The sequence below is a fragment of the Streptomyces sp. NEAU-sy36 genome (assembly GCF_013423905.1).
Lineage (GTDB): Bacteria > Actinomycetota > Actinomycetes > Streptomycetales > Streptomycetaceae > Streptomyces > Streptomyces misionensis.
On the sequence record NZ_CP058977.1, the window covers coordinates 3098886 to 3113029 of the forward strand.

The window sequence follows — 14144 nt, forward strand, 5'->3', positions numbered from 1 at the left end:
GTGCCAGCTCAGGAGCTCGGCGCCGTGGAACGCCGCTCCGATGTCGGCGTCCTTCGTGCCGAACGGCGCGCCTTCGGCCGTCCGTCCTGCTCGCGCAGGTAGGTGACCAGACTCGTGCGCAGATAGCGCTCCGCCGCGTCCGCGGCCTCGCGGGCGCAGCGTTTGCCCATCAGCACGCACAGGGTGTACCCCGAGTCCTCGAACGTGGCCCGGACCCTGCGGTCGTACGGCGAGGCGAGCATCACGCGCTCCCACGCCCGGTAACGCCGCAACTGCCGGGCCACTTCGGCCTTGGCGGGTAGCAGCATGGCCCTCTTCACCTTCCACGCTCTCGACTGGGCGCGTTCCCGACGGTCGGGTGGCGACCGCGCGGGGGTGGGCGCGGCACCGTTACGGCGATCGAGGCTTTCACTCATGGTGCACGGGTGGCGACGCAGCGTCTTGTTGGAGCTTCAATCAACTCGGGTGGCGGGTGCTCGTGTTGCACGAATGGCGTAGTGCCCTCACCGTGGAGGTGACTCAGAAGCGATCAACGCTCACGCTGTGTGTCCGGGATCCCTCCCGGACAGGGCGAGGGGAGCGAGAGCCGCGCCGGTGAGGAGCAAGCGACGATGAAGACCGCAGTGCCCTGCTACTACCACCTCGACGTGGAAGTCAGCCCGGAACGGGTGGGACAGGTCAGCCGCATCCTGGCCGCCCACCTCCGCTACTGGGACCTCGACAATCTCGTGGACCCCGTCTGCCGCGGCGCGGAACTGCTGCTGCACGCGATCGACCAGCACGCGACGGACAAGCACACCTCCATCGAGATGTGGTGGAACGGGCAGCACCTCATCACCGCCTTCGGTGACGACGATCCGGACCTGCGCCCGGACCAGGACCTGCGGGCCGCCCTCGCGGACATCGCCGCCATGAGCGACGGCTGGGGCTGCTGCGCCCCCGACAGCGGCAGCAAGATCATCTGGTTCTCGCAGCGGGCCCGCGCCGGCGAGCGCGTCCCGCTGGTGCCGCTGCCGCCCGAGCCCTTCCTGAGCACGGGCCTGACCGAGCCGCGCCGGCACCGCGTGGCCGTCCTGGCCGCCCCCGTGCCCGCCGGCGACACCACCCCGGAGGGCCGCCGGTGAGCCCCCGCACCACCCGGAAGGGGCTGCCCGTGTGGAGCGGGCAGCCCTACCCGTTGGGTGCCGCCTTCGACGGACAGGGCACCAACTTCGCGCTGTTCAGCGAGGTGGCCGAGCGGGTCGACCTGATCCTCGTGGACGACGACGGCCGGGAGACACCCGTACGGCTGCACGAGGTCGACGGCTTCGTCTGGCACGCCTATCTGCCCGGCGTCGGGCCCGGCACGCGCTACGGCTACCGGGTGCACGGCCCCTGGCAGCCCGCTCTCGGCCACCGCTGCAACCCGGCGAAGCTGCTGCTCGACCCGTACGCCCGCGCCGTGGCCGGCCAGATCGACAACCACGCCTCCCTGTACGAGCGCTCACCGGACGGCCCGGCCCCCGCCGACAGCGCCGGGCACTCCATGCTGGGCGTGGTCACCGACCCGTACTTCGACTGGGGCGACGACCGGCCGCCGCGCACGCCGTACGCCGACTCGGTGATCTACGAGGCCCATGTGCGCGGGCTGACCCGGGTGCACCCCGAGGTCCCGGCCCGGCTGCGCGGCACCTACGCCGGGCTCGCCCACCCCGCCGTCATCGAGCACCTGACCTCGCTCGGGGTGACGGCGGTCGAGCTGATGCCGGTGCACCAGTTCGTCCACGACGGGGTGCTCCAGGACCGCGGGCTGTCCAACTACTGGGGCTACAACACCATCGGCTTCTTCGCCCCGCACAACGCGTACGCCGCCTTCGGCAGCCGGGGCCAGCAGGTCAACGAGTTCAAGGCGATGGTGAAGGCGCTGCACGCGGCCGGCCTGGAGGTCATCCTCGACGTGGTCTACAACCACACGGCCGAGGGCAACGAACGCGGCCCCACGCTGTCCTTCCGGGGCATCGACAACGCCTCCTACTACCGTCTGGTGGACGGCGACTGGGCGCACTACTACGACACCACGGGCACCGGCAACAGCCTGCTGATGCGGCACCCCTACGTGCTCCAGCTGATCATGGACTCGCTGCGGTACTGGGTGACCGAGATGCACGTCGACGGCTTCCGGTTCGACCTCGCGGCCACGCTGGCCCGGCAGTTCCACGAGGTGGACCGGCTGTCCGCGTTCTTCGACCTGATCCAGCAGGACCCGGTGATCAGCCGCGTCAAGCTGATCGCCGAACCCTGGGACGTGGGCGAGGGCGGCTACCAGGTGGGCAACTTCCCGCCGCTGTGGTCGGAGTGGAACGGCAAGTACCGGGACGCCGTACGGGACTTCTGGCGCGCCGAGCCCGGCTCGCTGGGCGAGTTCGCCTCCCGGCTGACCGGCTCCTCCGACCTGTACCAGCACAGCAGGCGCCGGCCCCGCGCGAGCGTCAACTTCGTCACCGCGCACGACGGGTTCACGCTGCGGGACCTGGTGTCGTACAACGAGAAGCACAACGAGGCCAACGGCGAGGACAACCGGGACGGCGAGAGCCACAACCGGTCCTGGAACTGCGGGGCGGAGGGCGACACCGACGATCCCGCCGTGCTCGAACTGCGGGCCCGCCAGCAGCGCAACCTCATCGCCACGCTGCTGCTGTCGCAGGGCATCCCCATGCTCTGTCACGGCGACGAACTCGGACGCAGCCAGCGGGGCAACAACAACGCCTACTGCCAGGACAACGAGATCTCCTGGATCGACTGGAAGCTCACCGGCGAGCAGCGCGGCCTCGTCGACTTCACCCGGCGGTTGATCGCGCTGCGCGCCGCGCACCCGGTGCTGCGCCGGCGCCGCTTCTTCCGGGGCGAGACCGCGACGAACGCCGCGCAGCCGCTGCCCGACCTGATGTGGCTGCGGCCCGACGCGCGCGAGATGACCGGGCGGGACTGGCAGCGCGCGGACGCGCACTCCGTCGGGGTCTTCCTCAACGGCGACGCGATCGCCGAACGGGACGAGTACGGACGCAGGCTGACCGACGACTCCTTCCTGCTGCTGCTCAACGGTTACTGGGAGCCGGTCGACTTCCGCCTGCCCGACCACACGTTCGCGGAACGCTGGACGACCCTCGTCGACACGGCCGACCCGGAGGGCGTCCCGGACGAACGGGAGCGCAAGGCGGGGACGCGGCTGCGGGTGGAGGCCCGGAGCCTGGTGCTGCTGACCCGTCCGTCGCGCACGAAGGGCACGTGACGGACCGGACCGGTCCGGCCGGGCCGGGCCGGGTCAGTGCGGGCGCCGGGAGGTCACCGTGAACTGGGCGCCGTCCGCGTCCCGCAGGATCGCCTCCGTCTCGTCCTCCTTGAGGACGCTCCCGCCGTGTTTCTCCGCGGCCCGCGCGCACCCAGTGACATCGGCGACGGCGAAGTGGATCTGCCAGTGCGGTCGAACGGTGGGGTCCGGGGCGGCTTCCACCGCGCCGGAGTCGATGCGCGCCACGGCGTCGCCCTGGCTGCGCAGGACGACCTCGTCGCCGTCGTACTCGACCTCGCAGCACCCCGGCTTCCCGGAGGCCCAGTCGAGGATCTCGCCGTAGAAGATCGCGGAGTCGAAGGCGTCGCGGGTGTGCAGCCGGATGAAGGTGGGGGCCGCGCGCCGCCACGCCTCCCAGTTGGAGACCAGCTCGCCCTGCCAGATCCCGAAGGTCGCCCCGTCCCGGTCGGCGAGCAGCGCGGCCCGGCCCGGCGGGAAGGACAGCGGGCCCACGGCCGCCGTACCGCCCCGCTCCCGCGCCCGGGCCGCGGCGACGTCGGCGTCCGGCACCGCGAAGTACGGCGTCCACGCCACCGCCATCTGCCACATCGCGGCGACGGCGGCGATCCCGGCCACCGGCACCCCGTCCGCCAGCGCGATCCGGAAGTGCTCGCCGAGCTTGGCTCCACGCCAGCGCCAGCCGAGCACGGCCGAGTAGAAGTCCTGGGTGGCCTGCAGATCGCGGCTGGTCAGGCTCACCCAGCACGGTGCGCCGAAGACGGACTGGGTGGAGACGACGTCCCCGCGGCGCGGCCCGTGCCCCGCGCCGTTCGTGCCGCCGCTGACAGGGGTGTCTTGGTTCATGGCAGTCGCGTCCTGCTTTCGTGGACCGGCCGGACACCGGTCTGGCTCCAGTGTCCAACCGGAAGCGGGTGGAACGCCTGTCGAGTACCCCCGTCGGCACGGGGGCAGGCGGCTGCGCGGGATGGAGAGACGGCAGACAGCGAGGCGGACAGGATCGCCGCGATGCGGGCCGAGACCGAGCAGCCGCGGCAGACGGTGTCCTCGCACGACGTCGCCGACCAGGCGATCGGGATGGTGGTGGCCGAGATGCCGCCCGAGATCGCCGCGGCGCTGGAGGACGCCCTCGACCGGCACGGTCCCCACGCGCACACCCGGCGGCGGCACGGACCCGGCAGCCGTGCCCGGCCGTCCGGGCACGGCCTGAGCCCGTCTCAGCGGACCTCCGTCAGCAGTTCCTCGCGCAGCCGGTCGAAGCAGCCGCTGAGCAGCCGGGACACGTGCATCTGCGAGATGCCGAGCTGCTGGGCGATCCGGCTCTGCGTCATCCCGCGGAAGAACCGCAGGTAGAGAATGGTGCGCTCGCGCTCGGGCAGTGCCGCGAGGAACGGCTTGACGGCCGCCCGGTCCACGACGAGGTCGTATCCGGGGTCGGGGCCGCCCAGCGAGTCCCCGAGGGCGTACCCGTCCGTGCCCGCCACCTCCGCGTCCAGCGACAGCGCGGAGAAGCACTCGAGCGCCTCCATCCCGGTGCGCACCTCGTCCTCGTCCAGCTCGGTGTGCGCGGCGATCTCGGCCACGGTCGGCGGCCGGCCAGGGGTGGACTGGGACAGCTCCTTCACGGCGGAGCGGACCCGGTTGCGCAGGTCCTGGACCCGGCGCGGCACGTGCAGGGTCCACATGTGGTCCCGGAAGTGCCGCTTGATCTCACCGGTGATGGTGGGCACCGCGTACGCCTCGAAGGCGCGCCCGCGCGCGGGGTCGTAGTGGTCGACGGCCTTCACCAGCCCCAGCGCGGCCACCTGGTAGAGATCCTCCAGGGACTCCCCGCGGCCCCGGAACCGCACGGCGATCCGCTCGGCCATGGGCAGCCAGAGCCCGACGAGTTCGTCCCGCAGTGCTCGACGCTCGGGGCCGTCGGACAGCTTCGCGAGCCGCTCGAAGGACTCGCCCGTGTCGGGCGCGTCGTCGTGCGGGTGCGGGCGGGACTTGGTGCTGGCAGTGACACGCATGGCGCGCACCTCTCTCGGCCGGTGCTGGCTGGACAGACACCGTGGGAGGCGCGCTTGGTCATGGAAGGGAGACTGGGGCGTCAGGCCGCGGCGCGGTCTGCTCCCACGGAAGTGCCTCCTGTCCGAAGCACATACGTGCATTTTCCCACGCTCGGACATCACCAAACAATTCGACCTATATCGGGCAAATCCATTTGGTCGGTACCTCGGCTCGTCCTCTTGACCTTCTCTTGGACGCGCCCGACGGGTATTACCTCTGTAACAGAGGTAATCTCCAGCCATGGGCGACGAAGCGATACAGGGCTCCGGCGGCCAGGCGCCGCCCGGGACCTTCGAGGCCGAGCTGACCGACGCGCTGGTCGGCATCCAGCGGCTGATCCGGCGCCGGCTGCGCGGCGGCCTGGCCGGGCCGCGGCTGCGCGGCGCCGAGGTGGAACTGCTGCGGCTGGTGGAGTCCCGGCCGGGGATCGGCGTCTCGGAGGCGGCCAAGGAGCTGCACCTGGCGAGCAACTCCGTCTCGACGCTGGTCAACCAGCTCGTACGGGACGCGTACCTGATCCGGGAGACCGACCCGGCCGACCGGCGGGCCGCGCGGCTGCGGCTGACCGGGGCCGCCGAGAAGCGCCTGGCGGACTGGCACCGCCGCCGCGCCGACCTGGTCGGGCGGCAGCTGTCCCGGCTGGACGAGGCCGACCGGGACGCCCTGCACGCGGCCCTGCCCGCCCTGCGCAGGCTGGCCGGCCGGCTGCGCGAGGACATCGAGGAGCCCGTGAGCGCGCCGACCGGGGCGACGGCGGCCCCGGAGGCACCCTGGACGGAGGAGACGCCATCATGACGACCGATCCGGCGGACCCGCCCGCCACCCCGGCGGAGACGGCCGGCGCCCCGGTGGAGGCCGTCAGCTGCACCGGCCTCAGCCACGCCTTCGGCGACACCAAGGCCGTCGACGGGCTCGACCTGGCCGTCCGCCAGGGCGAGGTGTTCGGGCTGCTCGGGCCGAACGGCGCGGGCAAGACCACCGCCATCCGCTATATCACCACCCTGCTGCCGGTCCCCGCCGGCATGGTGCGCGTCTTCGGGCACGACGCCGCCAAGGAGCGCATGGGGGTGCGACGCCTGCTCGGCTACGTCCCCCAGCAGCTGTCCGCCGACAGCGGGCTCACCGGGCGTGAGAACGTCGCCCTGTTCGCTCGCGTGTTCGACGTGCCGCGCCGGGAGCGCGCCGCACGCGTCGGCCAGGCCCTCGCCGCCGTCGACCTCGCCGACGCCGCCGACCGGCTCGCCGGTACCTACTCCGGCGGCATGGTCCGCCGCCTGGAACTCGCCCAGGCCCTGGTCAGCGCGCCCCGGCTGCTGATCCTCGACGAGCCGACCATCGGCCTCGACCCGATCGCCCGCACCGGCGTGTGGGAGCACATCAACGCGGTGCGCGAGGCGACCGGCATGACCGTCCTCGTCACCACCCACTACATGGACGAGGCCGACCAGTACTGCGACCGGGTGGGCCTGATGCACCGCGGCCGCGTCCGGGCCCTCGGCACCCCGGTCGAACTGCGCCGGGGTCTCGCCGAACGCCGGGGCACCGAGACCCTGCCCACGCTGGAGGACGTCTTCCGGGACATCGCCGGCAGCGGCCTCGACGACAACACCGGAGGAGGTTTCCGCGATGTCCGAAGCACCCGCCGCACCGCGCGCCGCGTCGGCTGACCGCACCGCCGGGAAGGACGCCGCGCTGCTGCTCACGCCCCCGGTGCCGCGCGCCGGGTGGCGACTGCTGCCCGCCCGGGTCGTCGCCATGTGCGCGGTGGAGCTCCAGAAGCTGCGCCACGACCGCACCGAGCTGTACACCCGCGCGGTGCAGCCCGCCCTGTGGCTGCTGATCTTCGGCCAGACCTTCACCCGCATCCGGGCGATACCCACCGGCGGCATCCCGTACATCGACTACATGGCGCCCGGCATCATCGCCCAGTCCGCCATGTTCATCGCGATCTTCTACGGCATCCAGATCATCTGGGAACGGGACGCGGGCATCCTCAACAAGCTCCTCGTCACCCCGACCCCGCGCTCGGCGCTGATCACCGGCAAGGCGTTCGCCGCCGGCGTGAAGTCGCTGGTGCAGGCGATCGTCGTGATCGTCATCGCCGCCCTGCTCGGCGTCGCCCTGACCTGGAACCCGCTGAGACTGCTCGGCGTCGCCGTGGCCGTGGTGCTGGCTTCGGTGTTCTTCTCCTGCCTCTCGATGACCATCGCGGGCATCGTGCTCAGCCGCGACCGGCTGATGGGCTTCGGGCAGGCGATCACCATGCCGCTGTTCTTCGGCTCCAACGCCCTGTATCCGGTCTCGGTGATGCCGGGCTGGCTGCAGGCCGTCAGCAAGGTCAACCCGCTGAGCTATCAGGTCGACGCGCTGCGCGGGCTGCTGCTCGGCACGCCCGCGCACCTCGGCGCCGACTTCGGGGTGCTGGTGGTCGCCGCGGCCCTCGGCATCACGGCGGCCTCCTCACTGCTCGGCCGGCTCGCTCGGTGATCTCGCGCCGAACGTGATGTGCGGCACGCGCCGGGACCGCGCCCGGGGCCGCCCGGAGGGATTCCTCCTGGGCAGCGCTTGATCGACGATCAAAGGGGGCGAACCCCCTGGGCCGGGCGCATTCCGCTCATTTGACAGTGCGCTGAGCCCACAGATAGACACTCCGGGGTCGAGAGGGGCAGTGTGTACGAGCCGAACGTGGTCGGTGACTGGCAGGAGTACGACGAGCATGCCGGTCTGCGGGTCCGCGTGCACCGCCTGGAGGCGGGCGAACCACCGCGCGGACGCGACGACGCCGCTGCCGGGCTGACGTACTTCAGTGTCCGGGTGACGGTCGAGAACCGCGGTGTGCGGCACTTCGGCGTCCATCTGGAGGACGGGCAGGTCGACATCCGCGTCGGCCCGGACGGCGAGGGCGCCTTCATCGACTGGCGCAACTCGCAGTTCATCGAGGGCTTCGACGTCTATCCGCTGCGCCGGGCCACCGCCGTCCTCTACGCCGCCGCCCCCGAGGCCGCCCTCACCCAGGTGGACGTGCAGGTGCAGCTCCGGGTGGACGAGGAGTGGACCGACCGCCGGCTGTGGGCCGGCGGCACCGGACTGGCGGACGGGACGGCGGCGGCCGCCCCCGCGGGCTGCGGGCCGGCCGCCGACCTGGCGCACCAGGTCACCGCCTTCCTGAAGGAGCAGACGGAACCGGGCGCCGCGTAACCGCGCCCGGTGCCCGCCGCTCAGTGCGCGATACCGTCGATGATCTCCCGCGCGCCCTGCCGCAGCAGCGCCACCGCGACCGAGGTGCCGAGCGTCGCCGGGTCCAGCCGGCCCGCCCACTCGTGGGCGTTCAGCCGGGTCTTGCCGTCGGGCGTGAACACACAGGCCCGCAGAGAGAGTTCACCGCTGCGGTCGACCCGCGCGTACCCGGCGATCGGGCTGTTGCAGTGCCCCTGGAGCACATGCAGGAACATCCGCTCGGCCGTCGCCTCCCGGTGGGTGTCCGGGTCGCCGAGCCCGCTGACGGCGTCGATCAGCGCCGTGTCGTCCTCCCGGCACTGAAGGGCGAGGATGCCCGCGCCGATCGGCGGCATCATCGTCTCCGCGGACAGCACCTCGGTGATCACGTCCGCCCGGCCGATGCGCTCCAGACCGGACACCGCGAGCAGCAGCGCGTCCGCCTCGCCCTCGGCCAGCTTCTGCAGCCGGCGGTTGGCGTTGCCGCGGAACGGCACGCACTCCAGATGGGGGTGGGTGGCGGTCAGCTGGGCGATCCGGCGCACCGCGGAGGTGCCGACCCGGGTGCCGGCCGGCAACTCGTCCAGGGTGAGCCCGCCCGGGTGAACCAGCGCGTCACGGATGTCGTCCCGCTTCAGGAACGCGGCGAACACCGTCCCGGCGGGCAGCGGCCGGTCCGCGGGCACGTCCTTCACGCAGTGCACCGCGAGATCCGCCTCGCCGGCCAGCAGGGCCGCGTCCACCTCCTTGGTGAACGCCCCCTTGCCCTCGACCTGGGACAGATCGCCGAGCCACTTGTCCCCGGTGGTCCTCACGGGGACGACCTCGGTGCGCACCCCCGGGTGCAGGGCGGCCAACTCGGCGCGTACCCGCTCCACTTGGGCCAGGGCCATGGGCGAGTCACGGGAGACGATTCGGATCAGTTCGGGAACCGGCATGCGCACACGATAGACCCACCGTCCTCACCCGGCGTCCGCGGGCAGGTCCGCGGCCGAGTCCTCGGGGGTGAGGTCGGGGCGCAGCCGCAGCCAGGACGGCTGGCGCAGCATCCCCGAGCGGGTACGGGTGCTGTAGGAGACCTCGCCCACCAGACGGGGCAGCACCCAGCGGGCCTGGGGGACGCGGGGCACCGGTGCGAACGGGCAGCGCTCGCTCGCCGCTTCCCGCAACAGCTCCGCCAGCGCCGTCCGCTCCGCCCCGCTCCAGCCGGTGCCCACCCCGCCGACGTAGCGCAGCCGGCCCGCCGCGTCCCGCTGGCCCACCAGCACGGCGCCGGGCAACCCGGTCAGCCGCCCCTTGCCGGGCAGCCAGCCGCCCACGATCACGTCCTCCGCCCGCATGTTGCGGATCTTGATCCAGGCGCGGGAGCGCACCCCGGGCTCGTACACGGAATCGAGCCGCTTGCACACCAGGCCCTCCAGACCGTGCTCCCGGGTGGCCGCGAGCGCCTCGGCGCCATGCCCGGTCAGCGCGCCCGGCGTCGACCAGTGCGGCCCGGCGAGGCCCAGCTCCGCCAGCCGGGCCCGGCGCCGCGCGTACGGCTGCCGCAGCAGCGGCTCGACCAGATAGGGCACGTCGAACAGCACCAGGTGCACCGGCACCTGAGCGGCCCGGCGGGCGGCCCGCGCGGGCGCGTGGGCCAGCCCCATCCGGCTCTGCAGGAGCTGGAAGTCGGCCCGGCCGCGTGCGTCCAGGGCCAGTACCTCGCCGTCGAGGATCGCGGGCGTCTCGCCGAGCGCGCCGCCCAGCGGCCGCAGCTCCGGGTACGCCCCGGTGATCTCCTCGCCCGAGCGGGCGCGCAGTACCACCCGGCCGTCCCCGGGCAGGTAGACCATCACCCGCTGCCCGTCCTGCTTGGTCTCGTAGGCCCACCGGGCGTCCTGCGCGGCGGGCGGCAGCGAGCCGGGGGTGGCGAGCATGGGCGCGATGAGCGGCAGGGCTACGGCGGTCACGGCAGAAGATGTCGACCGTTCCCGCCCCCCTCACGCGCCTTCGGCCGCCGGTTCCCCTGAACGGGCTGCGGGGGCCGCCGGGCTCAGTCCCGGTCGCCCGGCGGCCCGTCGCCCTCCAGGCCCGCGCACGCCACCTCCCCGTCCACCTCGGCGCACGCCGCCACGCCCCGGGGTGAAGTCACCGGCAGCATCGGACTGTTGGTCCCCGTCGTGTCGTCCGCCGGATAGCTCGCGGTGAGGACGTTCTCGCCGGCCCGCACCGACACCTCCCGGGCGTGCCGGACGCGCATCCGCACCTCCGACCAGGCGGTGCCGCAGGACGGCGAGTAGCGCAGCCGCACGGCATAGGCCGGGTCGGTGACCTCGCTGCGGGTCTGCGCGTCCCGGGCGCAGAAGGAGGCGTCGGGCAACACGCCCTGGCAGGAGGCGCCGTGGCAGCGCGGCACCGAGGTCAGGGGCCGGGCCGCGGGCGCGGACCCCGGGCGCCCGGACAGGGCCACGGCGGCGGCCACCGCGGTGGCCGCGCCGAACAGCGCGAGCGCGGACACCGGGAGCCACAGCGGCAGCCGGGAAGGCCGCCTGCCGCGGGGCACCTCGTCGGGCGGGTCCGGGGGAGCGGGCGCGTCGGCCGCCTCCCACAGCGCCAGTATGGCCGCCGGATCGGCGTCGGCCAGCCGGCACAGGGCCTCCACCGCGGGCAGCGGCGGGCGCATGCCGCCCGAAAGGTAGCGGTGCCAGGCGGACTTGCTGTAGGGGGTGCGCGCGGCCAGCGCCGCCAGGCTCAGCCCCGTGCGGTCCTTCAGCTCGCGCAGTCTCACCGCCAGTGACTCGTCCGGCGCGGTCGATCCTTGGGGGTGCCGCATCGTGCGTTCCTCGACTCCCGTTCCCGTATGGGCGTTTCGCCCCTGTTGCCGGGATGGCTTCCCTGTCGTGCGGCGGCTGCAACCCGTGACGAGGTATGGGCGGGGTCAAGCACCCCTGTGCCGAAGGCCTGTTCGGGACGCGGTTCCCGGACAGGCCCTCGGCGGTCAGTGGTCGGTGCGGACTTCGGGCATCAGCACCAGGGGACGTACCGGCCGGTGCGCACGTAGTGGGCGGAGACGTAGCCCCGGTGGTTCGGGAGCCGGTACCACAGGCGGTTGCCGTGCACCCGGGAGCCCTCGGACTTGCAGCTCACGGAGACGAGCCTGCGGGCGTCCCGGTGGCCGACGACCCGGTAGCGGGTGCCCGGTCCGGAGCGGACGTTGAGCCGGCCGTGCCGGGTGGCGACCCGGCCGGTGAGGTAGTGGTGCGTGCGGGTGTGGTGCGGGGCGGCGACGGCGGCCACCGGGTGCGCGGCCACCGTGCTCGCCGCGGCGGCACCGGCCGTCACGGGCAGCAGGGCGAGCATCGCGGCCGCGGCCGGCAGGACGCTCTTGAGGGCCCGTCGGATCATGGAAACCTCCGGCTGTCGATCTCGTGACCACGAGCAGCGATCACGCCGCTCAGCCTTGCCGTGACGAACCGTCACCATGCCGGTCCGGCGTCCCTGGGGACGGCCCGGGACGTCCCGGCACACGGGCGCGCGGCCCCGGGGCGCCCCGCCTGCCGGAGTGCGCGAGGTCCGGCGGGCGTGCCGGGCGGGAGCGGGGCGTGCCGTCCGCCGTACCGGGACGAAAAGGATGAGCCGGGCAATGTCTGCGTACACTCGGAGGCATGCCCGCGCCCTCGCCGTCCGGCCCGCCCGCGGCCTCCCCGGAGGTCGCCGAGATCGAGCGCGCCCTCACCCGCATCACCTACCTCGGCACGCGCACCCGCCATCACGAACGGATGCGGGCGCTGACCGGTATCTCCCTGGACCGCGCCGCCGTGGCGCTGCTGCGGCAGATCGCCGACTGCGAGCCGCTGCGTCCGGGGGAGGTCGCCCACCGGCTCGGCGTGGAGGCCTCGCACGTGACGCGGACGGTGCAGCAGCTCCAGCGGGCGGGATACGTCACCCGTGTACCCGACCCCGACGACCGGCGCGCCCAGCGCATCCGGCTCACCGACGCCGGCCGGCGGGCCGTCGGCCGGATCAGGGAGGCCGGGGCCCACGAGATGCAGGTCGCCCTCGCCGGCTGGCGGCCCGAGGAACTGCGGGAGCTGGCCACGCTCTTCCACCGCATGGTCGACGACTTCCTCGCGTACTCCGCGCAGGCCGGCGCGGGGCCGGAGGCGGCCGGTGAGGGCTCGGGCTGAGCGGGCCCGGCGCAGGCGGTCGCGCGAACGGCCCGCCCGGCGCCGTACCGTCCCGTAATATCCGGCGGCAGGCCATCCGAGGAGGAACCGTGCCCCGCTGTGAACGCCCGACCCTGCCGTCCGCCGCCGCACCCGCGAGGGCGCGGTCATGAGCGGGCGGATCGAAGTGGGGGACCGGGTCGAGGACTTCGCTCTGCCCGACGAGACCGGCACCGTCCGCAGGCTCGCCGACCTGCTGGCCGACGGCCCCGTGGTGCTCTTCTTCTACCCCGCCGCCCTCACCCCGGGCTGCACCGCCGAGGCCTGCCACTTCCGCGACCTGGCCGCCGAGTTCGCGGCGCTCGGCGCCCGGCCCGTCGGGATCAGCGGCGACGAGGTCGGCAAACAGCGGGAGTTCGCCGGTCGGCACACCCTCGGCATGCCGCTGCTGTCCGACACCGACGGCGCCGTCCGCGAGCGGTTCGGGGTCCGGCGCGGCTTCACCCTCGCCCCCACCAAGCGTGTCACCTTCGTCATCGCCCCGGACCGCACCGTCGTCGAGGTCGTCCGCAGCGAACTGCGCATGAACACCCACGCCGACAAGGCCCTCGCCGCCCTGCGCGACCACCGGGGTTGATGGCGGGCCACCACGCCGGGGGGCGGTTTCGGCCGGCCGCGATCAGGCTTGCGCGGTGGGGCGGACGACGATCTCGCTGACGTCGACGCCGTCGGGTTGTCCGATGGCGTAGCCGATGGCGGAGGCGATCGCCGAGGGCGGCATGGCGATCTCGTCCCGCTGCCGGGTCAACGCGGCCGCGGCTTCGGGACTGGCTCCCTTGCCGACGCCTTCGGTGTCGGTGAAGCCGGGGGAGACGAGTGTGACGCGCAGGTCGGGTCCCGCCTCCTGGCGTAGGCCCTCGGTGAGTACCTTCACCGCCGTTTTGGTGGCCGCGTAGACCGCCTGGGGGGATTTGACGACGTAGGCCGCGGTGGAGCCGACGTTGACGAAGTGGCCGAAGCGCTGCCGGCGGAAGACGGGCAGAGCCGCCCCGATGCCGTTGAGCAGGCCGGTGATGTGGGTGGAGACCATGGCGTCCCAGTCGTCCTGGCGCAGGTCGTCGAACGGCGAGACGGCCATCGTGCCTGCGTTGGAGACGAGGACGTCGAGCCGACCGTACTGGTCGAGGGCCGTGTCCGTCAGGCGCCGGAGGTCTTCGCGGCGCCTGACGTCGACGATGACGCCGGTGGCCGTGCCGCCCTTCGCCGTGATGCCGTCCACGACGGCGTTCAGCCGGTCCTCGCGCCGGGCTCCGAGCACGAGATGGGCGCCCTGTTCGGCGAGGTGGACCGCGGTCGCCTCTCCGATGCCGCTGCTGGCGCCTGTGATCGCGATGACTTTGCCCTGGATGCCCGACATGATCGGCTTCCTTTCCTGTGGC

The 14144-nt window shown here is 73.2% G+C and carries 16 protein-coding genes; 8 read left to right on the forward strand and 8 right to left on the reverse strand.

The window, feature by feature from the left end:
* Positions 1-8: 8 nt before the first annotated feature.
* The gene (locus HZZ00_RS14200) at positions 9-308 is read right to left on the reverse strand and encodes a DUF5133 domain-containing protein (RefSeq protein WP_070028405.1); all 300 of its coding nucleotides are present in this window, start codon (positions 306-308) and stop codon (positions 9-11) included.
* 303 nt (positions 309-611) lie between these two features.
* On the opposite strand from HZZ00_RS14200, the gene HZZ00_RS14205 reads away from it, so the two are divergent.
* Positions 612-1124: a pep a2 gene (locus HZZ00_RS14205; protein ID WP_180332528.1), complete on the forward strand. Its 513-nt coding sequence runs from the start codon at positions 612-614 to the stop codon at positions 1122-1124.
* Positions 1121-3268, forward strand: coding sequence for a glycogen debranching protein GlgX (gene glgX, locus HZZ00_RS14210; RefSeq protein ID WP_180332529.1), 2148 nt, complete (start codon positions 1121-1123; stop codon positions 3266-3268). Before HZZ00_RS14205 ends, glgX begins: the two co-directional genes overlap by 4 nt.
* 33 nt (positions 3269-3301) lie before the next feature.
* Here the strand turns inward: glgX and HZZ00_RS14215 are convergent, their stop codons facing one another.
* A complete protein-coding gene (locus HZZ00_RS14215; protein ID WP_180332530.1) occupies positions 3302-4132 on the reverse strand; it encodes a VOC family protein in 831 nt (276 codons plus the stop codon).
* Positions 4133-4503: 371 nt separating this feature from the next.
* The gene (locus HZZ00_RS14220) at positions 4504-5301 is read right to left on the reverse strand and encodes an RNA polymerase sigma factor SigF (protein ID WP_180332531.1); all 798 of its coding nucleotides are present in this window, start codon (positions 5299-5301) and stop codon (positions 4504-4506) included.
* A 280-nt stretch (positions 5302-5581) separates the two neighbouring features.
* Between HZZ00_RS14220 and HZZ00_RS14225 the strand changes: the two genes are divergently transcribed.
* The 4 genes from HZZ00_RS14225 to HZZ00_RS14240 all read left to right on the forward strand — a co-directional run bounded on the left by HZZ00_RS14225 (position 5582) and on the right by HZZ00_RS14240 (position 8539).
* Positions 5582-6136, forward strand: a complete 555-nt coding sequence (locus HZZ00_RS14225) for a MarR family winged helix-turn-helix transcriptional regulator (RefSeq protein ID WP_180332532.1) — start codon at positions 5582-5584, stop codon at positions 6134-6136.
* Entirely contained in the window at positions 6133-7008 is an 876-nt protein-coding gene (locus HZZ00_RS14230; RefSeq protein ID WP_180332533.1) for an ABC transporter ATP-binding protein, read from the forward strand. The genes HZZ00_RS14225 and HZZ00_RS14230 overlap by 4 nt, the downstream gene beginning before the upstream one ends.
* Entirely contained in the window at positions 6968-7828 is an 861-nt protein-coding gene (locus HZZ00_RS14235) for an ABC transporter permease (protein WP_074991080.1), read from the forward strand. Before HZZ00_RS14230 ends, HZZ00_RS14235 begins: the two co-directional genes overlap by 41 nt.
* Positions 7829-8011: 183 nt before the next feature.
* On the forward strand, positions 8012-8539 hold the full coding sequence (locus HZZ00_RS14240) for a hypothetical protein (RefSeq protein ID WP_180332534.1): 528 nt from the start codon (positions 8012-8014) through the stop codon (positions 8537-8539).
* Between the two features lie 20 nt (positions 8540-8559).
* On the opposite strand, the gene hemC is transcribed toward HZZ00_RS14240, so the two are convergent.
* From hemC to HZZ00_RS14260, 4 genes are all read right to left on the reverse strand, one after another.
* Positions 8560-9501 (reverse strand): hydroxymethylbilane synthase, encoded by a 942-nt coding sequence (gene hemC / locus HZZ00_RS14245; protein ID WP_180332535.1) that lies wholly within the window; start codon positions 9499-9501, stop codon positions 8560-8562.
* Positions 9502-9519: 18 nt separating this feature from the next.
* Positions 9520-10476: an ATP-dependent DNA ligase gene (locus HZZ00_RS14250; protein ID WP_180333502.1), complete on the reverse strand. Its 957-nt coding sequence runs from the start codon at positions 10474-10476 to the stop codon at positions 9520-9522.
* Positions 10477-10592: 116 nt separating this feature from the next.
* Positions 10593-11372 carry an XRE family transcriptional regulator gene (locus HZZ00_RS14255; protein ID WP_180332536.1) on the reverse strand — a complete coding sequence of 260 codons (780 nt, stop codon included), beginning with the start codon at positions 11370-11372 and terminating at the stop codon, positions 10593-10595.
* Positions 11373-11563: 191 nt separating this feature from the next.
* Positions 11564-11944: an SH3 domain-containing protein gene (locus HZZ00_RS14260; protein ID WP_180332537.1), complete on the reverse strand. Its 381-nt coding sequence runs from the start codon at positions 11942-11944 to the stop codon at positions 11564-11566.
* A 260-nt stretch (positions 11945-12204) separates the two neighbouring features.
* Here HZZ00_RS14260 and HZZ00_RS14265 point away from each other — a divergent pair, with 260 nt between their 5' ends.
* Positions 12205-12726 carry a MarR family winged helix-turn-helix transcriptional regulator gene (locus HZZ00_RS14265; protein WP_180332538.1) on the forward strand — a complete coding sequence of 174 codons (522 nt, stop codon included), beginning with the start codon at positions 12205-12207 and terminating at the stop codon, positions 12724-12726.
* Positions 12727-12874: 148 nt separating this feature from the next.
* Complete coding sequence (locus HZZ00_RS14270; protein ID WP_306856168.1) at positions 12875-13342, forward strand: peroxiredoxin; 468 nt, start codon at positions 12875-12877, stop codon at positions 13340-13342.
* Between the two features lie 42 nt (positions 13343-13384).
* On the opposite strand, the gene HZZ00_RS14275 is transcribed toward HZZ00_RS14270, so the two are convergent.
* Positions 13385-14122: an SDR family oxidoreductase gene (locus HZZ00_RS14275; protein WP_180332539.1), complete on the reverse strand. Its 738-nt coding sequence runs from the start codon at positions 14120-14122 to the stop codon at positions 13385-13387.
* Positions 14123-14144 lie beyond the last annotated feature (22 nt).